Here is a 21,279-nt window from a genome sequence, read left to right as displayed (position 1 = left end):
CGGACTGTGTGAACCTCAGAGCAGGAGCCATGTCACCTCACGACACCGAAACGCGGGACCGCACCACGAATTCCGGCCCCGCGCCCGGCACCGCACCCGAACCCATCGCCATCGTCGGCATCGGACTCCGCATCCCCGGCGGCAGCAACGCGCCGGACGAATTCGCCGAATTCCTGCGCACCGGCCAGTCCGGACTGCGTGAACTGCCCACCGACCGGTGGGACCCGGAGGGCCTCACCTCCGACGACCCGGAGGCCAAGGGCGTCATCCGCTGCGAGCGCGGCGGATTCCTGGACCGCATCGACCAGTTCGACGCGAAGTTCTACAACGTCTCGCCCAAGGAAGCCGACTACATCGACCCCCAGCAGCGGCTCACTCTGGAGACCGCCTGGGAGGCGCTGGAGGACGCCGGCATCGACCCCAGCCCGCTGCGCCACGGCCGGGGCGGGGTGTACGTCGCCGTCAGCAACACGGACTACGCGGGCGAGATGGGCGCGTACGCGCACGAGGAGCTGAACAGCTACATGCCCACCGGCGCGGCGCTCAGCGCCGTCTCCGGCCGGCTGTCGTACTTCCTCGGCTGGCGCGGGCCCTGCATGACCATCGACACCGCCTGCTCGGCCTCGCTGGTCGCGGTGCACCTCGCGGCCCAGGGCCTGCGTGAGGACGAGGCCGACGTGGCGCTGTGCGTCGGCGTCAACGCCATCGTGAACCCGCGCCCCTACATCCTGGCCAGCCAGTCGAACATGCTCGCCCCCGACGGCCGCTGCAAGACCTTCGACGAGTCGGCCAACGGCTACTGCCGCAGCGAGGGCGGCGGCGCGCTCGTCCTCAAGCGGCTCTCCGACGCGCAGCGCGCCGGCGACCGGATCTACGCCCTGGTCCGCGGCTCCGCCGTCGGCTCCGACGGCGAGAGCAGCTCCCTGATGGTGCCCAACGGCACCGCGCAGGAGGGGTTGATGCGCAGGGCCCTGAAGGCGGCCGGGGTACGCCCGCACGACATCTCGTACATCGAGGCCCACGGCACCGGCACCCCGCTCGGCGACCCGATCGAGATCGGCGCGATCACCTCGGTCTTCAGCGAGTCGCACAGCCCCAGCAACCCGGTCACCATCGGTTCGCTGAAGACCAACATCGGGCACATGGAATCGGCGGCGGGCATCGGGGGACTCGTCAAGACCGCGCTCCAGATGCGCGAATCCACCATCTTCCCGCACCTCAACTTCACCACGCCCTCCACCCGTATCCCCTGGGAGCGCGCGCCCGTCTCCGTCGCCACCAAGGCCCACCCGTGGACGGCCGAGACCAAGCGGGCCCTGGTCAACTCCTTCGGACTGACCGGCACCATCGCCTCCGTCGTCCTCGAAGAAGCGCCCGAGCCCGTGGAGCCCGAGGTCGCCGAGGACGACGGCGGCGGCCACATTCTGACCCTGTCCGCCAAGTCCGCGCCCGCGCTGACCGGCCAGATCCAGCGCTACCAGCGGATGCTGCGCAACCAGCCCGAGACCGACATCGGCGACCTGTGCTACACCAGCAACGTCGCCCGCGCGCACTTCCCGCTGCGAGTGGCCGGCGTCGTACGCGACCACGACGACGTCGCCCGGCTGCTCGACCGCGCCCTGGCCAAGGCCGGCCAGAGCGGCCCCGCCGCCGGCTCGGCGCAGGTGGCGTTCCTCTTCTCCGGGGGCGGCACGCAGTACGTGGGCATGGGACGGCCGCTCTACGAACGCTTCGCCGTCTTCCGTGACCACCTGGACGCGTGCGACCGACTGTTCGCCCCGCACCTGGGCCGCTCCATCCGCGCCATGATCCTCGGCGAGACCGAGGACGCGGAGCTGATCCACCAGGTCAGCTACATGCAGCCGGCCCTGTTCGCGCTGGAGTACGCGGTGGCCAAGCTGTGGCTGTCGTGGGGGGTTCGGCCCGCCGTACTCGCCGGACACAGCATCGGCGAGATCGTCGCGGCCACCGTCGCCGGCCTGTTCACCCTGGAGGACGCCGTCACCCTGATGGCCGCCCGGGCCCGCCTGATGGACGCCTCGCCGCCGGGCGCCATGGCCGCCGTCGAGGCATCCGTCGCCGAGGTCTCCGGCCTCCTCGAAGGACAGCCCGAGCTGTCGATCGCCGCCGTCAACGGAACCCGCCAACTCGTCCTGTCCGGCGACACGGAGTCGCTGGCCTTCGTGGAGCGCCAGCTCACCGAGCGGGGCATCAAGAACCGCCGACTCGCCGTCTCCTGCGCCTCGCACTCGCCCCTGATGGCCGACGCGGCCCGCGAACTGCGCGAGGTCGTGTCCCAACTGACCTTCCACGAGCCAGAGTTCACGCTGATCTCCAACCTGACGGGCACGGTGGCCAACCCCGCGGAGATCTCCACGCCCGACTACTGGGCCCGCCACCTGCGCGAGGGCGTCAGGTTCGCCGACGGCATGCGGGCCATCGCCGAACGCGGCCGGCACGTCTTCCTCGAATGCGGCCCGGCCACCGAGCTGATCGGCATGGGCAAGCAGTGCCTCGACGACGCGGCCGGCCACACCTGGCTCAACAGCCTGCACGCCGAGGACGCCGACGCCACCGTCACCCGCCAGGCGCTCGCCCAGCTCTACACCGCCGGCGCGCCCGTGGCCTGGGCCGAACACCACCGAGGACGCGAGCGCCGCCGGATCACCCTGCCCACCTACGCCTTCGACCGGCGCCGCCACTGGCTGCCCGCCCCCGCCGCGCTGCCCCAGGCGGGCGGTGGCTCGGGCGGTCACCCGCTGCTCGGCAGGGAGAGCTCCACGGCCGAGCAACGCGCCGCGGGCGTGCGCGAGTTCACCTCGCGCGTCAGCGGCGACCGGCCCGCCTACCTCGCCGACCACAAGGTGATGGGAAAGATCGTCTTCCCCGGCGCCGGCTACGTCGAGATGCTGATCGCCCTCCAGGACGCCGTGCTCGGCGAGAGCAACCTGCCCATCACCGGCGTCAGCCTGCACGAGGCGCTGCTCATCGCGGACGAGGGCAGCGTCGAGCTGCGAACCCGGTGGACCCCACGCCCCGACGGCACGGCCGACGTCGAGATCGTCAGCCTGCTGCCCGGCGAGGAGCCGAACACCGAGGCCATCGAGCGCCGCCACGTCACCGCCATCCTCGGCGCCGAGCCCACCCCCACCCTCGCCGGCACCGAACAGCACCTACGCGAGCTGGCCCGGCAGGACGGCGAGCCCCACACGCGACTCACCGCCGACGAGCTGTACGCCGACTTCGCCGAGATCGGCGTCGACTACGGGCCCCTCTTCCAGGGCCTCACCCAGGCCACCGCCCACGGCCCCGACCTGGCCATCGGCGAACTGCGCGGACAGGACGAGGCCGGCCCCGAGTACCTGCCGCCCGCCATCCTCGACTGCGCCTTCCAGACGCTGGCCGCCCTGCGCGGCGACAGCGACGTGGTCGCCATGCCGGTCGGGATCAGGAGCTGCCGACTGCTGAAGAAGCCACGCGGGACCACGCTGCGCAGCGTGCTGCGCCTGGTGACACCGGGCCCCGAAGCGACAGCGGCGACGGCCGCGGCGACGGACGGCGACGCGGCGCCCGAGCAGCCACCCGGGCCCGTGCTCGACCTGCTCGTCCTGGAGGGCGACCGCCCCGTCTTCGTCATGGAGCGGCTGACCCTGCGCCAGGTCGCGGGCGCCACGGCGGACCGCGACCGCATGTACTCCGAGGTGCGCTGGGTCAAGCGCTCGCTGCGCGCGGCGGACCCCGAGCCCCGGCACGCGCTGCTCATCGGCCCGGGCCCGGACGGCGTCGCCGAGCTGGCCGAGCCCGCCAAGGAGCGGGGCGTCACGCTCACGGTCGTGCCCAGTGCCGCCGAGGCCGGGACGCCTCTGCGCGAGGGGCACCCCACCGACGTGTGCTGGTTCTGGCAGCCGCGCCGGGACCCGGACGAGTCGCTGCGCTCCGAGTGCGAGCGCAACTACCGCGACCTGCTCACCCTGCGGGACGCCCTGGAAGAGGTCGGGTTCGGCCGCGACCAGCGGCTGTGGCTGGTCACCGAGGGCGGGCAGTGGGTGCCGGGGGACCGGCCGGAGCCGGGGCAGGAGCAGGAGACCTGGGCGTCGGCCACGCTCTGGGGCTTCGGCCACGTCATGTGGACCGAGTACCCCGCCCAGCGCGTCACCCTCATCGACCTGCCACCGCGCTCCGCCGGGGGCTACGCGGCGCTGCTGGACGAGTGGGCCGCCAAGGACTCCACCGAGTACCAGGTGGCCTACCGCTCCGGGCTGCGCCACGTGCGCCGCGTCTACACCGGCGTCGGCGGCCCGGCCAGCGACGACGTCGAGCTGGTCGTCAAGGAGTACGGCCAGTTCTCCGGCGTCGTCACCGCCCCGCTCCAGGAGGAGCCGCAGCCACGGGGCAGCGAGATCAGGGTCCGGGTGCGCGCGGCCGGACTCTCGCTCAAGGACGTGTTCAACGTGCTCGGGCTGCACCGGGTCTTCGCCGAGGAGGCGGGTACCGGGCCGCTGGAGCTGCCGCTCGGCCAGGAGTGCGCCGGCGAGGTCGTCGCGGCCGGGCCCGAGGCCACCTTCGAGGTCGGCGACGAGGTCATGGTGGCCCACCTCGGCAGCCTGCGGCGCCAGGTGACCGTCGAGTCGGCACAGGCCACCCGCAAGCCCGCCGGCCTTACCCACGCCCAGGCAGCCGCGCTGCCCACCGCTTTCCTCGTCGCCCACCACGTGCTGCACCGCCTGGCCGGCGTCAGGAAGGGCGACCGCGTCCTCATCCACGCCGCGGCCGGCGGCGTCGGACAGGCCGCGGTGCGGCTCGCGCGACTCGCCGGGGCCGAGGTGTACGCCACCGCGAGCCCGCACAAGTGGCCACTCCTGCGCGAGCAGGGCGTACGGCACGTGATGAACTCGCGCAGCCACGACTTCGCCGACCAGGTCCTCAGCGCCACCGGCGGCGAGGGCGTACACCTGCTGATCAACAACCTGGACAAGGACTTCGCCCAGGCGGGCCTGCGGGCCCTGGCGCCCGGCGGCCACTTCGTGGAGCTGGGCAAGGTCGGCCTGCTCAGCGCGGACGAGGTCGCGCGGGCCAGGCCCGACGTGACGTACACCGACTACACCGACGTCTCGGCCGAGCGCACCGCCCACCTGGCCAAGGAGGCGCTGGGCACCCTGGCCGAACTCGTGACCAGCGGGGAGTTCGCGCCGCTGCCCACCACCGTCTACACCCTCGACGAGATCGACGAGGCGCTGGGCGCCGTCAGCCGTGGCGCCCTCACCGGCAAGGCCGTCCTCGCCTTCGAGGACGAGCAACTCCCCGAAGCCCCACCGGCCGAGGTCGGCCCGGACCACACCTACCTGATCACCGGGGGCTTCGGTTCCCTGGGGCAGCTCGCGGCGGAGAAGCTCGTCGGCCTCGGCGCGCGCCACATCGCCCTGATGGGACGCCGCACGCCCGCCGAGGCCGAACTCGCCCAGTTCCAGCGGCGGCTCGGCCCCGACGTCGAGGTCATCGCCTACGCCGCCGACGTGAGCGTGGCCGACGACGTACGACGGGTCAGCGCGGCCCTGCGCGAGAGGCCCCAGCCGCTCGGCGGCATCGTGCACGCCGCCGGTGTGCTGGCCGACGCGCCGGTGACCGCGCAGACCTGGGAGAGCATCGACACGGTCTTCGGCGCCAAGGTCTACGGCACCCACCTGCTGCACCAGGAGGCGGCCTCACACCCCGAGCTGCGGTTCTTCATCGGCTACTCGTCGCTGACCTCCGTGCTCGGCTCGCGCGGGCAGGCCAACTACGCGGCGGGCAACGCCTACCTGGACACGCTGATGTGGCGGCGCCGCGCGGCGGGCCAGGTGGGCATGAGCGTCAACTGGGGCGCCTGGGGCGAGATCGGCCTCGCCGCCACCATGGACGAACAGCACATCGCCAACGTCGAACACCAGGGCTTCGGCTTCTTCAAGCCCACTGTCGGCATGCGCTCGCTGATCCGGCTGCTCGACCGGCCGCCGGCCCAGGTGACCATCGCCGAGGTCGACTGGGACCAGTGCGTGGCCACCAGGCCACTGCCCAACGCCCTCTACCACCAGGTCGGCCGCGCCAAGCAGAACGCGGTCAGCGTCGACCTCGACGCGCTGCTCCAACTCTCCAGGTCGGAGCGGCGCCAGGGGGTGTCCCTCGTGGTGCGCGGCGTCATCGCCGACCTGCTGCACTTCGACGGCGCCGACGACGTGCCACCCGACGCCCGGTTCTTCGAGGTCGGCCTCGACTCGCTGGCGGCCGTGGAGCTCAAGAACGCGCTGGAGCTGTGCTTCCGGCTGCCCCTCTCCGCCTCCAGCGTCTTCGACCACCCCTCGGTCTCGCTGCTCGGCGAGTTCATCGACGGCCAGCTCACCGCGGCCACGGAAGGAGAACGGTGATGAGCACAGCCGCCACCGGCGAGCGCCCACGGACCATCGCCGCGGCCTCGGCCCGACACGCCGAGACCAGGCCCGACCACCTCGCCATCGCCTGCGAGGGACGCACGGTCACCTACCGGGAGCTGCACCTGCGCAGCAACCGCACCGCACACGCGCTGCTCGCGGCCGGCGCCGTCCAGGGGACCCGGATCGGCTACCTCGGCCACGACGGCGAGCACCTGTACGACCTGCTGCTGGCCTGCGCGAAGACCGGCGTCGTTCTCGTACCCGCCGATCCACGGCTGACCGCGGGCGAGATCGAGCACGTGCTGCGGGACTCCCAGGCCGAGCTGCTGTTCACCGAGGAGCGGCACCTGCCGGCCATCGACAGCATCCGCTCCGGCCTGGACCGGCTGCGCCTCGTGGTCGCGCTGGAGGAGGGCGAGGCGGGCGACGGGTTCCTGGCCTGGACGGCCGCGCACCCCGACACCCAGCCGGACACCTCGGCCGGCCCGCGACACCCGCTGGCCCAGATGTACACCAGCGGCACCACGGGCGCGCCCAAGGGCGTCGTGCTCAGCCAGGCCAGCTTCTGGGCGATCAGCGACCTGCTGGCCCGCCACGAACTCGACTGGCTCGACTGGCGCGAGGACGACCGCAGCCTGAGCCTGCTGCCGGGCCACCACATCGGCGGGCCCTGGTGGTTCCTGCACGGCTACCGGGCCGGCTGCACCAACGTCCTCGTGCCCGGCTTCGACGCCAAGCGGACCATGGAGCTGATCCGCGACGGCGGGCTCACCACCGCGCTGATGGTGCCCTCGATGCTGCAGATCCTGCTCGCCGAGCCGGACGTGGAGCCGGCCGACTTCGCCGGGCTGCGCAAGGTCGTCTACGGCGGCTCGCCCATCCCCGAGTCGGTGCTCGCGCGCTGCATCGAGGTCATGGGCTGCGAGTTCGCGCAGATCTACGGGCTCACCGAAACCTGCGCCTCGGCCGTATGCCTGCCGCCGGCCGACCACTACCCGGGCAGCCCCCGGCTCGGCGCCGCCGGCCGCCCCTACCCGGGCGTCGCGGTGCAGGCCGTGGGCCCGGACGGGGCCGTCCTCGGGCCCGGCGAGATCGGCGAGCTGCGCATCGACACCCCGGCCGTGATGGAGGGCTACTGGCAGCGCCCCGAGGAGAGCCGGCGCACCCTGCGCGACGGGTGGCTCTACACCGGCGACGCGGGCTACGTCGACGCGGACGGCTACGTGCACGTCTGCGACCGGATCAAGGACGTGATCCTGGTCGCCGGCGAGAACGTGTACCCGGCCGAGGTCGAGAACGCCCTGAGCAAACACCCCGGGGTCGCCGACGTCGCCGTGACCAGCGTGCCGCACCAGGTACGGGGCGAGGCGGTGCACGCCTGCGTGGTGCCGCGCCAGGGGGAGCGGCCCAGCCCCCGGGAGCTGCTGCTGTTCCTCAAGGGGCGGCTGGCCGACTACAAGACGCCCACCAGTTACGAGTTCGTCGACGAGCTGCCCCGCAACGCCGGTGGCAAGGTCCTGCGGCGCGCGCTGCGCGCGAGGGCCTAGGGAGAGACCCATGGAGCAACGTACCGACGTCGTCGACCCGCAGGACCTGATGGACCTGCCACTACCCCGGCCCAGCGAGTGCCCCTTCGGGCCCTCGCCCGACTTCGCCCGGCTGCGCGTCGAGTCGCCCGTCGTCCAGGTCAGGTGCCCCACCGGCATGCGCGCCTGGCTGGTCAGCCGCTACGCGGACGTGCGCGAGGTGCTCGGTGACGCGGAGCGGTTCAGCAGCCGCACCGGGCAGGTGCCGCACATGATGGGACACGCCGACCCGGGCCGCCCCGTGCGCCCGGGCGAGTTCACCCGCATGGACGGGGCCGAGTACCAGCGCTTCCGCCGCCACATCGGCCCCGAGGTCGGCACCCCCAAGCGGCTGGCGGAGCTGCGCCCGCGGGTGGAGGCCATCGTCGACGAGCGGATCGACGCGCTGGCCGCGGGCGGATCGAAGGCCGACTTCTACGGCGACTTCACGGTCCCGGTCACGACCGCGGCGATCAGCGGCGTGGTCGGCGTGCCGTACGCCGATCGACACCTGTTCCACCACGCGGCAGCCGCGGTCTTCAGCGACGTCACGTCGGAGCCGGAGATGGCCGCGGCGATGCGACCACTGCACGCCTACCTCCACCAACTGGTGCGCTCGCGCCGCGAGGACCCGCAGGACGACGGGGTCAGCCGGATCATCGCCCGCAGCGAACAGGCCAACGAACCCTTCACCGAGGCGGAGTTGGTGTCGATGTGCGCGGTGATGCTGGTGGCGGGGTTCGACACCACCGCGACCGCCCTGGCCCACGGCATGTTCGCGCTCCTCGCCTACCGCGAGCAGTACGCCCGGTTGCGGGCCGATCCGTCGCTCATCCCCAGCGCGGTGGAGGAGATCGTCCGCTGCTTCGGGGGCGCGGCCGGCATCGCGCGCCAGGTCACGCGGGACACCGAGATCGGGGGCACGCCGGTGCGCGCGGGCGACTACGTGGTGGTGGCCATCCAGGCCGCCGACCGGGACCCCGCGGAGTTCGAGGATCCCGACACGATCGACGTGGGGCGCCGCATGAGCGGCCACCTCGGCTTCGGCTACGGCACGCACCAGTGCTTCGGGCAGCAGACCGCCCGCCTGGAGTTGTCGGTGGTGCTGGAGAAGCTCACCCGCCGCATCCCGTCCCTGCGGCTGGCCAGCGCCGTGGAAGAGGTGCCGTTCAAGGAGAACACGCCGGTGATCGGCCCCGCGGCCGTCCCGGTGACCTGGGACGAGATCCTGCCGCGGGAGAGGGGACAGCGCTGATGAAGGTCCGAGTCGACGAGGACGCGTGCGTGGCGTCGGGCATGTGCGCCTACCTGGCGCCCGCCGTGTTCGACCAGCGGGAGGACGACGGCGTCGTCGTCGTGTTGCACGAGGTGCCGGACGAGGGGCAGTACGAGGCGGTGCAGGACGCCGTCCGTAACTGCCCGGCACGGGTGATCTCGGTCGAGGACGCGGACGACCCGATGGAGGGATGACGACCGTGGGCGGCTGGCTCGTGCACCCGCGCGGGCCGGCCGCCCGCACGCCGAGCGCGTGGCTGGCCGGGCGGGCCAAGCCGCCGCTCGGCGACGTGCTCGGCGACGGCGGGAGGTACCGGGTCGGGCCGCACGGGCCGGCCCGTGCGGCCGGCCCCTGGTCGGAAACGGCTCGATGGGCGGCGACGGTCAGCTGGGCCGCCCGCTTAACTGGTCGTCGCCGGCGAGGATGGCCTGGTGGAGATCGCGCAGCGGTCGACAGGGTTCGAGCCCGAGCTCCTCGTTCAGCCGCCCGCAGGCGGCGCGGTAGACCATCAGGGCCTCCGCCTGGCGCTCGGAGCGGTACAGCGCCATCATCAGATAGCGGTAGAACGTCTCCCGTAGCGGATGGTCGCTGATCAACGCGTAGAGCTGGCCCACGATCTCGCGGTGGCGGCCCAGCGTGAGGTACTCCCCGATGAGCAGCTCCAGACACTGCAGCCGGGTCTCCTCCAGCCACGTCGCGCAGGCGTTGACGATCGGCCCGTCGCGGGCGTCGTCGAAGGCGGGCCCGCGCCACAGCGCGAGCGCGGACTCGAAGCAGCGCAGCGCCTGCTCGTGCCGCCCGAGGCGGACGCGCTCCCGGCCGTCGTCCACGAGCCGCTGGAAGTCGGCGCTGTCGAGTTCGTCGGAGCCGAGGCGCAGCAGGTAGCCCAGTGGCCGGGTGACGATGGACTGGCCGTCGTCCCCGGCGGCGCGCAGGAACTTGCGCACCTGGGAGACGTAGACGTGCAGCGCCGCGTGGGAGCGGCGGGGCGCGCGATCTCCCCAGAGCTCGTTGATGAGTTGCTCGGCGGTGACCACCTGGCCGGCCCTGGCGAGGAGCGTGGCCAGCAGAACCTCCGCCTTGTGCGCGGTGATGTACGACGTGTCCTCGGGGCCGATGACTCGGATAAGGCCCAGTAGTTCGTATCGCATCAGGACTCCCCGTATGCCCTCCGTCGCGGTCATCGGGGGCGCCGGCAACATGCCCCAGTGGCATAACCGCTGAGACGTCGCGGGGGTACCTCCCGTGGTGATCATCGTTGCCGGATCGATATGTTCCGGGCGGCGCGGCGAGTGGGCACGGGGCGGTTTCGCATGCCGCGACGGGCGCGCCGCGCCGGCGTGCGCCGGGGCTTGGGGGTGTGGGGCGCCAGGTGGGGCGCGGGCCGCGCCGCATGCTCCGGGATGGGTTGCGGGCGGGGGCGCGCGGGGGCGTGGCCACGCGGGCGGCGCGCTTACGGTAAACGTGAACTTCCCGTCGATTTCGGCTTGTTGGGACGACACGCTGTCCGCCGCGGCGGTGTGCGACGGGCTGGCGTGGGCGAGCGCCGGAGGGGCGTGCTTTCGGCCGGTCGGCGCGTGTGATCTGGGTGGGGTGCCAGGTGTTGGGTGACGCGATGCGACAGGGGCTGGGGCGTGACGCGGGTGGAGGGGTGGAGCAACCGGCCCAAGGTCCGACAACTGACGCGGCGTCACTTTGCCCTAGATAGCCGCTCGTTGGATGGGTGGTCAACGCGATGATGTCCGCTTTTAGGTCAGTGGAACGGGACGTAGCGACACGGAGAGACTAAGGTTTGGCTAACCTTAGTTGGGTGGTAAGTTCTCGGCGTTCCACGACGCCAACGACGGGCTGGCGGTGGTCTGTTCACCCGTCCGTCGGGAGCCGTCGTGCCTCGGTGCGCCCATGGGTGGCCGTGTCACGCCTGGGCCGCTTCCCATCCCTTCACCGGAACGGACGACCTTGCCCATGACTACGGGACCCGCCCCCGTTCGCCAGCTCGATGACTCCGCCGTCGCTGAACTCACCCAGGCCGCGGAGCGGATCCTCGCCGACTGCGGGACCTCCGCCACCTCGCCCGCACTGCTGCGCCGCGTCGCGGACGCCGCGGTCCACCTCGGCCAGGCCACCCGGGACCACTGCCGGCCGGTCGACACCGACCACGGGCTCTACATCCTGCGCGGGCTGCCCGTCGACGACGTCGAGGTCGGCGCGACCCCCGAGAGCTGGGCCAAGGCCGGCGACTCGGGCGCCCTCTGGGACCTGGTGCTGCTCCTGCTCGCCAGCGCGATGGGCAACCCCATCGCCTGGGAGGGGCAGCAGGAGGGCCGCTTCGTCCACAACATCGTGCCCGCGCCGGGCCACGAGCGGAAGCAGACCGGGGCCAGCAGCAACGTCCTGCTCAGCCCGCACACCGAGGACGCCTTCCACCCGGGGCGGGCCCACCTGCTGTTGCTCGGCTGCATGCGTAACCACGACCACATCGCTACCACCGCGGCCAGCGTCCGGCGCGTACGACTCGCCGAGGCGGACGTCGCGACCCTGTGCGAGGCCGAACTCCCCATCCTCCCCGACGACGCGTACACCCAGGCGCGCGACGTCTCCGGGAGTCAGCCCGCCGTACCCACGCTCTGGCGCGGCGAGTGCGGCCTCACCCTGCGCTTCGACCCCGCCTACACCCCGCTGGAACGCGCGGGGGCCGCCTACCGCGCCGCCTACGCGCGCCTTGAGGCCGAGTTGGAGCGGGTGTCGATGGCGGTGAGCCTGGACCCCGGCGAGGTGCTCGTGCTCGACAACGACCTCGTCGTGCACGGCCGGGTGCCGTTCCGGGCCCGCTACGACGGCACCGACCGCTGGCTCAAGCGGGCCTCGGTGCGCGTACCGGGGCGTCGTACGCGTCCGGTGGCCGAGAATCGCGAGGACGGGTACGGCCAGACCGTCATCGAGGCACATGCCGTCTAACATCCGGCGGCCCCCGTGGGGCTGCCTCTCCCGTATGTACGCGTCGAATGTCCGGGCCGCCCGACTTGTCGGGCGGCTCGTTTGGTGTGCGCCCGCGTGCGCGGCGCGTAAACGGCGACAAGGCGCACGCGACGGGCCGCCCTGCGCCCGGCGGGGTACGAACCCCCGTACGGATGCTTTCCGCCATCCCGGCGGAACGGACGGTAGACCAACAGACAGGGGACCCGATGACCGACTCCGCCACGACCTCCGCCACCACGGGCGGTTCCACCGGCGATGACACCACCCTGCGCGTGCTCAGCACCTCGGACCTCGCGGGCCTGGAGATATCCCTCGCCGACGTCATCGCCACCGTCGAGGGCGCCTACCGCACCCTGCACGCTGGCGCGTCGGACAACCCGCGCAAGCTCACCGTCACGCCGGAGGACGGGCACTCGGTCTCCTACGCCATGCTCGGGCGCGACGGCTCGCGCGACGTCGTGGCCGTCAAGACGTCGTACAAACACGGCCTGGACAAGGGCCGCGCGGAGCAGCACTACTACACCACGCTCACCCTCTACGACGACGTGAGCGGCCTGCCGGTGGCGATGATGGACTGCGCCCGCATCGGCTCGCTGCGCACCCCGGCCGTCTCCGCGCTGCTGGCCCGCGAGTGCGTCGCGCCCGGCGCGCGCAGCGCCCTGGTCATCGGCACCGGCACCCAGGGGCGGCTCGCGCTGCCGTTCCTGCTCACCGTGCTGCCCCAGCTCGACCGGCTGCTGCTCGCCGGCAGCCACCCGGCGGGCATCGCCGCCGTACGGCAGGAGCTGCGGGCGCACTTCCCGGACCGCGAGGTCGAGTTGGTCACCGACCTGCGGGCCGCCGCCGGCGACGCCGACGTCATCCTGGCCACCGCGGGCGGCCACACCCGGGCCGCCGTCGAGGCGGGCTGGTTGCGCCCCGGTGCCCTGACCATCCTCGTCGGCCACGGCCTCGCGCCCTCCACGCTGCACCGCGCCGACCGGATCGTCGCCACCAGCGAGGCACAGATGCGTGTCACCGGCACCGACATGGCCGACGCCGCGGGCCATCTGCCCGCCGTCGACACCGAGTTACCCGCGGTCATCGCCGGCATCACGGCCGGCCGCCGGTCGCCGCGCGAGCGGATCTTCGCGTACAACAGCGGCCTGGTCGTCACCGACATCGCGCTGGGGCACCGCTTCGCGCAGCTCGCGATAGCCGAGGGCCGCGGCGAGCGGGTGTCGCTGTGGCGGTGACCCCGATACGCCCGACGCCCGCCGCGTACGCGCCCGCCCTGCCCGTCCACGCCGACCCCGAGACCGACGCGCTGTGCGACAGCGGCCTGCTGCACGAGCTGGCGTACGCCTTCGGCGGCCCCTTCCACTTCCTGCTGCCGCACCGGTTCGACGCGAACGTCGCCGCGTTCCGCGCCGTGCTCGACGCGCTGGACGTGCGCGGCACGATCTACTACGCGAAGAAGGCCAACAAGGCCGCGGTCTGGGTCGAACGCTGCGCGGCCAACGGCGTCGGCGTCGACGTGGCCAGCGTCGGAGAGCTGCGCCAGGCGCTGGGCCACGGCGTGCGCGGCCCGGACCTCGTCGTCACCGGGCCCGCCAAGGCCGACGAGCTGCTCCGACTGGCCACCGCGCACCAGTGCCTGATCGCCGTGGACGCCCTGGACGAGCTCGACCGTCTGCTCGCCCTCGCGCGGGGCGGCACCGCCCCCCGTCTTCTGTTGCGCGTCCTGCCGTCGGGCGCCTCGGACAGCCGCTTCGGCATGACCGACACCGAACTCGACACCGCGCTCGTCCGCTGCGCCAGGGCGGGCGACGGGCCGCGGATGGAGGGGTTCAGCTTCCATCTGTCGGGCTACGCGTTCCACCCGCGCGCGGCCCTGGCCGCGCGGCTGGTCGGGCTGTGCCAACGCGCCCGGGGTCTGGGGCTGCCCGCCGACCGCGTCAGCGTCGGCGGCGGCTTCGCCGTCGACTACCTGCCGCACGCCGACTGGCAGGACTTCCTCGCCACCCAGCGACCCGAGCACTACCACGCCGGCCGGACCTTCGCCGCGGCCGACTTCTACCCGTACCACTCACCGATCGCCGGGGCGGACGCGCTGCGCGCCCTGCTGACCACCGTGCCGCCGGGGCACCCGAGCACGGTGGCGAGCCTGCTGCGGGAGGCGGGCATCACCGTACTCATGGAGCCCGGCCGGGCCCTGCTCGACCGGGCCGGCTGCACCGTCTTCCGGGTCCAGGGCGTCAAGGACCGAGGGTCAAGGGATGTTGACGCCGGACGACCGGATGGCACGCGGCCCGCGCCGCCCGGCGCACCCGGGGCGCCCGCGAGCGCCGGCGCGTACGGCATCCTCACGGTGGACGGCACCAGCCTCAGCCTGTCCGAGCAGTGGTTCAACAGCGAGTTCGCCCCCGATCCGACGCTGGTCACGCCCCGTGGGCGGGCCGGGCGGGGCCGGCCCTACCCGGCCTGCGTCGCGGGCGCGAGCTGCCTGGAGTCCGACGTACTGACCTGGCGGAAGATCGTCTTCCCCGCCCGGCCCGCCATCGGTGACCTGCTGGTCTACCGCAACACCGCCGGCTACCAGATGGACTCCAACGAGTCGCCGTTCCACGACCTGGCACTGCCCCCGAAGATCGTCATCGAGCCGGCCGACGGCCCACCGCGCTGGCGTCTCGATCGCCGCCCGGCCAGTTGACCCGCCCCGAACTCCTGGAGCCCCTCATGAACGAGGCACTCGACCGCCCCGCCGTGGTCTCCCGCGTCTCCGACCTCATCGGGAACACGCCGCTGTTCGAGCTGTGCCGCACCGCGTCCGGCAGCCGGCTGCTGCTCAAGCTGGAGATGTACAACCCGACCGGAACGGCCAAGATCCGCATGGCGCGGCAGATGGTGCTGGCCGCCGAGGAGAGCGGCCAACTGCGCCCCGGCGGCCGGATCGTCGAATCCACCTCGGGCAACACCGGACTCGGCCTCGCCGTGCTGGCCGCCGAGCGCGGCTACACCTTCACCGCGGTGGTCGACCGCCACGCCTGCGCCGACAAGCTACGCGGCATGCGGGCGCTGGGCGCCGAACTCGTCTACGTCATGGACGAGGAGAACGAGGAACTCGCCACCGCCGCCCGCGAGGAGTTGGCCGCGGAACTCGCGCGTGGCCAGGACAACACGGTCTTCACCGAACAGCACAACAACCCGGCCAACGGAGTGGGCTACCACCGGCTCGCCCACGAACTGCGCGCCGCGCTCGGCGACGGGATCGACGTACTGATTGGCGCCGTCGGCACCGGCGGCGCGCTCTGCGGCACCGCCCGCGAGCTGCGCGCGGCCGTGCCCGACTGCCGCACCGTCGGCGTGGAGCCCAAGGGCTCCATCGCCTTCGGCGGGCCCGCCCACGCCTACTACCAGTCGGGAACCGGTACGCCCGCGGGCGCCGAGGTCGGCGCGCTCGTCGACTACGCCCTGATCGACGAGGGGGTCAAGGTCGGCGATATCGAAGCCTTCGCCACCGCGCGCGTCATCGCCCGGTCGACCGGGCTGCTCGTCGGCGGCTCGGCCGGCGGCGTGGTGCACGTGGCACTGGGCCACCTGGCGAGCGCACCGCCCGGCACGACTATCGTCGCCCTGGTCAACGACGGCGGTGAGAAGTACCTGGACACCGTCTTCGACGACGACTGGATGCACGCCCGACGCCTCATCGACCCCGCCGTGGAGCACGAGATCGATGCCACCCTCACCAAACTCCGCGGGAACTGACGCGCGATGTCGCTGACCACCGCGCTCCGGGACGGCCGGGCCCTGGCCACGCTCGCCGTCCCGCTGGCCCTCACCCAACTCGCCCAGGTCGCCCTGACCACCACCGACACCGTCATGATGGGGCTGCTCGGCACGACCGACCTGGCCGCGGGCGGGCTGGCCATCGTGATCTTCAACCAGCTCCGCACCATGGGCGTCGGCCTGGTCACCTCCGTGGGCAACCAGGTCGCCGCCGCCGCGGCCCGCGCCGAGGCCGCCGAGGCGCCGGGGGACCAGAACGATCGGGCGGCCGAACCGCCGCGTACCGCCCGTACGGGAGCCTCGCGCGAAGCGGCCGAGGTGCGGCGCATCGTCCAGGCCAGCCTGGTCCTCGCCACGCTCACCGGCGTCGTCGGGGCCCTCCTGATGATCCTCATCGGGCAGGGCCTGACCTGGGTCGGCCAGGACGCGCGGGTCGCGGACCGGGCCCAGTCCATGCTGCTCGCCCTCGCGCCCGGGCTGCTGCCCTGTCTGTGGTTCCAGGCCATCCGCCAGTTCACGGTCGGCATGCGCAGGCCGCAGGCGCTGTTGCGGATCACCCTGGCCTCGGTGGCGGTCAACGCGGGACTCAACTGGGTGCTCATCCACGGCACCTGGGGCCTGCCCGAACTCGGCCTGACCGGCGTGGGCGTGGCCACCTCCCTCGTCCACCTGCTGTCCTGCCTCGCCCTGCTGGCCGCCGCCAAGCGGGACCCCGTACTGGCCCCACTGATCACCTGGCGGACGCGCGGCGCTGACCGCGCGACGCTGCGCACCCTGACCACGCTCGGAGTGCCGATCGCGGCGACCTACGGCTCCGAGGCGGGCTTCTTCTCCGTCACCACCCTCATGGCCGGCAGCTTCGGCAGCGCGGCCCTCGCCGCCCACACCGCGATCAACCAACTCGTCTACATCGTCTTCCAGATCGCCGTCGGCCTCTCGCACGCCGCGTCCATCAACGTCAGCCGGGAGCTGGCGCTCGGCCACACGCACGCCGCCCGCCGGCTCAGGAACACCGCCCTCGGCTGCGCGGGCGCGGTGATGACGGTGGTCGCGCTCGTCTACCTCGCCCTGCCCGACCTGGTGCTCAGCCCCTTCCTCGACGCCGGGTCGGCCGACGACGACGCGGCCCTGGACATCGCGCGCGACCTGCTGTTCGTGATCGCGGTACTGCAGTTCTTCGACTCCGCCCAGAACATCGGGGTCGGCCTGCTGCGCGGACTCGACGACACCAGGAGCGGCTTTCGGATCACCGTCGTCGGCTACTGGTTCGTGGGTCTGCCCGCGGCGGCGCTGCTCGGGTACGTCGCCGGCGCCGACACCCTCGGCATCTGGCTCGGGCTGCTCATCGGCCTGGCGACGACGGCCGTCCTACTGCTGGCCCGCTACCGCCGCGCCCTGGGCTCCCGCGAGCGAGCACTCCTGCCGGACAACCCGGCGGAAGTGACGTGAACCGCCGTCAACTTCGGGGACGCGCTCCCCGGGCAGCCCGCGTCACGCAGCCGCCGCCCGAGCCGCCCGCTCAGGCGGTGGCCGCGTGTCGCGGACGGGCGGCGCCGCCCCGTGGCGAGGCAGGCGAGTCACGCCAAAGGTCCCCATACGGAGCGGGCCGCCCGCAGGGCTCCACCGAACCGATTCACGGCGTTCACCTCTCCTGATCGAACGCGTGCCACGCTGCCTGCGGCCGAACGACAGTTCGCCTGGGCGGTGGCGGCGTGCGGGATTGACGCGGTGGCCGTCCCGGCTCCGGGGAGAGGACACCGACCATGCGCTACCGCCGAGTTACCCGCTGGCAGACGCTGCCCCTGCTGACCGGTGTGGCCCTCGCGGCTCTCGTCGCACAGAGCCCGGCACTCGCCGCGGGTTCTACGCGCGGTGACCACCAGTCCACGCAGGTCACGACGGCGTACGGAGCGTACGACGACACGTACTACGAGGACGCCATAGGCAAGACCGGCGCGTCCCTCAAGACGGCGCTGCACCAGATCATCAGCACCGACACCGAGAAGCTCTCCTACAGCCAGGTCTGGGACGCGCTCAAGGCCACCGACGAGGACCCGGCCAACCCCTCCAACGTCATCCTGCTCTACACCGGCCGCTCGCAGAGCAAGGACTCCAACGGCGGCGGCGCCGACCAGTGGAACCGCGAGCACGTGTGGGCCAAGTCGCACGGCGACTTCGGCACCGCAACCGGCCCTGGCACCGACATCCACCACCTGCGCCCGACCGACGTGTCGGTCAACAGCACCCGCGGCAACAAGGATTTCGACCTCGGCGGCAGCGAGGTCGAGGAGGCGCCGGGCAACCTGACCGACGGGGACTCCTTCGAGCCGCGCGACGAGGTCAAGGGCGACGTGGCCCGCATGATCTTCTACATGGCCGTGCGCTACGAGGGCGAGGACGGCTTCGCCGACCTGGAGGTCAACGACAAGGTGGGCAACGGCTCCAACCCGTTCCTGGGTCGGCTCTCCGTGCTCAAGAAGTGGAGCGCGGAGGACGCCCCGAGCGACTTCGAGAAGCGGCGCAACCAGGTCATATTCGACGAGTACCAGCACAACCGGAACCCGTTCATCGACCACCCCGAGTGGGTCGACGATATCTGGAAGTGACCGGACAACACCGGCGCACACTGCCGCGCGTGCGGGCGCCCCGGCCACCGGCCGGGGCGCCTCGCGCGTGGTGGCGCGGGTCAGCCGAGTTCGAGGCTGGTGACCGCGTACGTGGCGGCCATCGCGGTCTCCGGCGCCGGCCCGGTGTACATCCGGGCGGTCACCGAGTCCGGCCGCAGCCCGCGGGCGGTCACCAGCGCGCCGGCCTCCGGCTGCGGGTCCGGCACGTCCACGTAGACCTTCTCACCGGGATCGAGGTGGGAGGTGAGCGCGTCGAACAGCGCCTCGGCGCCCCGCCGGCTGTCGGCGAACAGCGGCCCGATGCGCCGACCGTCGCGGGCGGGCCGGATCACTCCGTAGCCGGCGACGTGCCCACGGTCCAGCCAGACGTACGCGGCGTGCCCGCCGGTCGTCAACCAGCGCTTAACGAAGGCGCCCCGCTCGGTGGGGAAGCACGCGCGGTCGTAGCCGGAGATGGCCGCGACGTGGTCCCGGCCGACCGGCACGACCTCGGCGTCGGACACCCGCGCGCGCTCGGGCACGCCCGCGTAGCGGGTCGTCCGGTACACGGCGGTGAACCCCGAGCGCCGGTAGGTGGCCTCCTGCGCGGGCACCGCGTCCAGGCCGACCAGCCGGTTCCCCGCGTGCGGCATCGCGGCCCGCCAGGTGGCCAGGCCGAGCCCGCGGCGCCGGTGGTCGGGGTGGACCAGGTAGAAGCCGAGGAAGGCGTAGGCGTCGGAGTAGTTGACGACCGAGACCGCCGAGACGGGCTCGCCGTCGAGGCGCCCGATGAAGAAGCCGGCCGGATCGGTGGCGTGGAAGCAGTCCGCGTCCCGATGCCCCGGGTTCCATCCCTCGGCCGCCGCCCACTCGGCCACCTGGTACCAGTCCGTCAACGAGGCGCTGGCCACGCTCAGTCGGGCGACGTCGTGCGGGGCCGGCGGCGTCCCGGCGCCCACCGGGTCCGGGCCCTGGGCGTCTTCGGGGCGTGCTGTGTCGAGCGGGTCCATCGTGCTGGGTGTCCCTTCCCGTGGAGAGTCGGCCGTGCTGGGCGGCCGGTGGTCACGCGGCTCAGATCAGGTCCATGGCGGCGACTTCGTCGGGGCGGCCGTAGCTGACCGGGCCCTGGAAGCGGCGGCGGGCACTGGCGAACCACCACACCGTAGCGATCAGGAGCACCACGGCGAGGGCGATGGGGGCGTAGTTGAAGGAAGTCGCCGTGATGGGGGAGGCGTGCGGCAGCATGAAGAGCACGCTGCTGATCACGATCCAGGTCACGGCGACCCGCCCGACCACCTTGCCCCACCGGCCCAGGTGCCAGGGCCCGGGCTGGAAGTCGTCGAGCCGCAGCCGCAGGAAGATCGGCACCGCGTAGGAGAGGAAGAGGCCGACCACGTTGACGCTGACGACCGCCGTGAAGGCCGTGTGCGACCACCAGCCGGGGATGACGAGGACCAACGAGCAGGCGGCGGCCAGCCACACGGCCTTGACGGGGGTGCGGGTGCGCGGCGAGACCGAGTGCCACCACCGGGAGCCGGGCATCGCGCCGTCCCGGGAGAACGCGAAGATCTGACGGGTGTTACTGGTCATGTTGGCCAGGCCACAGAAGAGCATCGCTCCGATCACGATGAGCAACAACACCTTGGCCGTGCCGGTGCCCAACGCGTCCACGAGAATCTGCACCGGCGGCGCCGCCGCCCCCGCCTCCTTGTCGTAGTCACGGATCGTGTACACCAGCGCGAGCATGAGGATCAGGCCGGTCACCGCGGAGTAGCCGATGGCCCGCATGATGCCCCGTGGCGCATTGACGGTCGCCCGCACCGTCTCCTCGGACATGTGGAAACTGCCGTCGAATCCGGTGAAGGTCCAACTGGTCACCAGGAGGCCCAGCATTCCGCCGTACAGCGCGTTGGTGAATCCCGTGTCGTTGACGAAATGCGTGACGAACGAGGCCGACTGGTGGTGCGAGGGCTCCACCGCGAGGACGACGACGATCACGACCATCCCGACCAGCAGCCACCACACCGAGATCCGGTTCATGACGGCCACCAGGTGCACCGTGTACGTGTTGGCCAGCGCCTGCACCAGCAGGATGACGGCGGTGATCAGCACCGTGCGCTGCTCCGTCACCTGGTACGAGGGCCACTGCATCGCCAGGAACGCCTGGATGAAGGTGGCCGCCGCGTAACCGGTCGCCGCGGTCCCGCCGACCTGGCCGACGAAGTTCAACCAGCCCGTGTACCAGGACCAGGCCCCGCGGTGGCGCTTGGCGAGCTTTCCCGCGGAGAAGTAGAGCGCGCCGCTCGTCGGATACGCGGAGGCGATCTCGGCCATCGAGGCACCCACGAAGAGCACCATGACGGAGACCGCGATCCAGCCGAACACGAGAACGCGCGGACCACCGGCGGCCATACCGAAACCGAATGACGAGAAGATGCCCGAGATGATGTTGATGATGGTGAACGATATCGCGAAGTTGTCGAAGGCCCGAAAGCGCCGGGTCAGTTTGCGCGGATATCCCATCGCATGCAGCGTCGCATCGTCGTCAAAGGGTTCCGGAGGTGCCGGGCGGCGCATTTTCGTACGAGCGAGAAATGCGGGTTCTGACACAACAGCGACCTTTCTGGGGGAGAGGGGAAATACCTCGCCGCAAGGTGAGTGGTGCGCCGCGCGGCGAA

At 72.3% G+C, this 21,279-nt stretch carries 13 protein-coding genes; 10 read left to right on the top strand and 3 right to left on the bottom strand.

What is annotated here, in order from left to right:
• Window positions 1-29: 29 nt before the first annotated feature.
• Genes AC3CHW_RS00880 through AC3CHW_RS00865 form a run of 4 tightly spaced genes read left to right on the top strand, consistent with a single transcriptional unit; the run spans window position 30 to window position 9,442 of the window.
• Window positions 30-6,401 (top strand): type I polyketide synthase, encoded by a 6,372-nt coding sequence (locus tag AC3CHW_RS00880; protein WP_488469195.1) that lies wholly within the window; start codon window positions 30-32, stop codon window positions 6,399-6,401.
• The gene (locus tag AC3CHW_RS00875) at window positions 6,401-7,954 is read left to right on the top strand and encodes a long-chain-fatty-acid--CoA ligase (protein WP_398611031.1); all 1,554 of its coding nucleotides are present in this window, start codon (window positions 6,401-6,403) and stop codon (window positions 7,952-7,954) included. The genes AC3CHW_RS00880 and AC3CHW_RS00875 overlap by 1 nt, the downstream gene beginning before the upstream one ends.
• 10 nt (window positions 7,955-7,964) lie before the next feature.
• Window positions 7,965-9,227 (top strand): cytochrome P450, encoded by a 1,263-nt coding sequence (locus AC3CHW_RS00870; RefSeq protein WP_398611032.1) that lies wholly within the window; start codon window positions 7,965-7,967, stop codon window positions 9,225-9,227.
• Window positions 9,227-9,442 (top strand): ferredoxin, encoded by a 216-nt coding sequence (locus tag AC3CHW_RS00865; RefSeq protein ID WP_488469194.1) that lies wholly within the window; start codon window positions 9,227-9,229, stop codon window positions 9,440-9,442. Before AC3CHW_RS00870 ends, AC3CHW_RS00865 begins: the two co-directional genes overlap by 1 nt.
• A gap of 189 nt (window positions 9,443-9,631) precedes the next feature.
• Here the strand turns inward: AC3CHW_RS00865 and AC3CHW_RS00860 are convergent, their stop codons facing one another.
• Window positions 9,632-10,399, bottom strand: coding sequence for an AfsR/SARP family transcriptional regulator (locus AC3CHW_RS00860; protein ID WP_488469193.1), 768 nt, complete (start codon window positions 10,397-10,399; stop codon window positions 9,632-9,634).
• An 814-nt stretch (window positions 10,400-11,213) separates the two neighbouring features.
• Between AC3CHW_RS00860 and AC3CHW_RS00855 the strand changes: the two genes are divergently transcribed.
• The 6 genes from AC3CHW_RS00855 (at window position 11,214) to AC3CHW_RS00830 (ending at window position 18,601) form a co-directional block, all read left to right on the top strand.
• Window positions 11,214-12,206, top strand: coding sequence for a TauD/TfdA family dioxygenase (locus AC3CHW_RS00855; RefSeq protein WP_488469192.1), 993 nt, complete (start codon window positions 11,214-11,216; stop codon window positions 12,204-12,206).
• Window positions 12,207-12,433: 227 nt separating this feature from the next.
• Window positions 12,434-13,462: an ornithine cyclodeaminase family protein gene (locus AC3CHW_RS00850; RefSeq protein ID WP_488469191.1), complete on the top strand. Its 1,029-nt coding sequence runs from the start codon at window positions 12,434-12,436 to the stop codon at window positions 13,460-13,462.
• Window positions 13,459-14,919, top strand: coding sequence for a Y4yA family PLP-dependent enzyme (locus AC3CHW_RS00845; RefSeq protein ID WP_488469190.1), 1,461 nt, complete (start codon window positions 13,459-13,461; stop codon window positions 14,917-14,919). Before AC3CHW_RS00850 ends, AC3CHW_RS00845 begins: the two co-directional genes overlap by 4 nt.
• 26 nt (window positions 14,920-14,945) lie before the next feature.
• Window positions 14,946-15,974, top strand: coding sequence for a cysteine synthase family protein (locus tag AC3CHW_RS00840; protein ID WP_488469189.1), 1,029 nt, complete (start codon window positions 14,946-14,948; stop codon window positions 15,972-15,974).
• Window positions 15,975-15,980: 6 nt separating this feature from the next.
• Window positions 15,981-17,444, top strand: coding sequence for an MATE family efflux transporter (locus AC3CHW_RS00835; RefSeq protein WP_488469188.1), 1,464 nt, complete (start codon window positions 15,981-15,983; stop codon window positions 17,442-17,444).
• A gap of 314 nt (window positions 17,445-17,758) precedes the next feature.
• Entirely contained in the window at window positions 17,759-18,601 is an 843-nt protein-coding gene (locus AC3CHW_RS00830; protein WP_488469187.1) for an endonuclease I family protein, read from the top strand.
• Between the two features lie 80 nt (window positions 18,602-18,681).
• Here AC3CHW_RS00830 and AC3CHW_RS00825 read toward each other — a convergent pair whose 3' ends face one another.
• On the bottom strand, window positions 18,682-19,611 hold the full coding sequence (locus AC3CHW_RS00825) for a GNAT family N-acetyltransferase (protein WP_488469186.1): 930 nt from the start codon (window positions 19,609-19,611) through the stop codon (window positions 18,682-18,684).
• A 61-nt stretch (window positions 19,612-19,672) separates the two neighbouring features.
• Window positions 19,673-21,124: an amino acid permease gene (locus AC3CHW_RS00820; RefSeq protein WP_488469185.1), complete on the bottom strand. Its 1,452-nt coding sequence runs from the start codon at window positions 21,122-21,124 to the stop codon at window positions 19,673-19,675.
• Window positions 21,125-21,279 lie beyond the last annotated feature (155 nt).

The sequence above is a fragment of the Streptomyces sp. MGP-BFMKR1 genome, from assembly GCF_057766585.1.
This window is presented reverse-complemented; position numbering and strand designations above follow the sequence as displayed.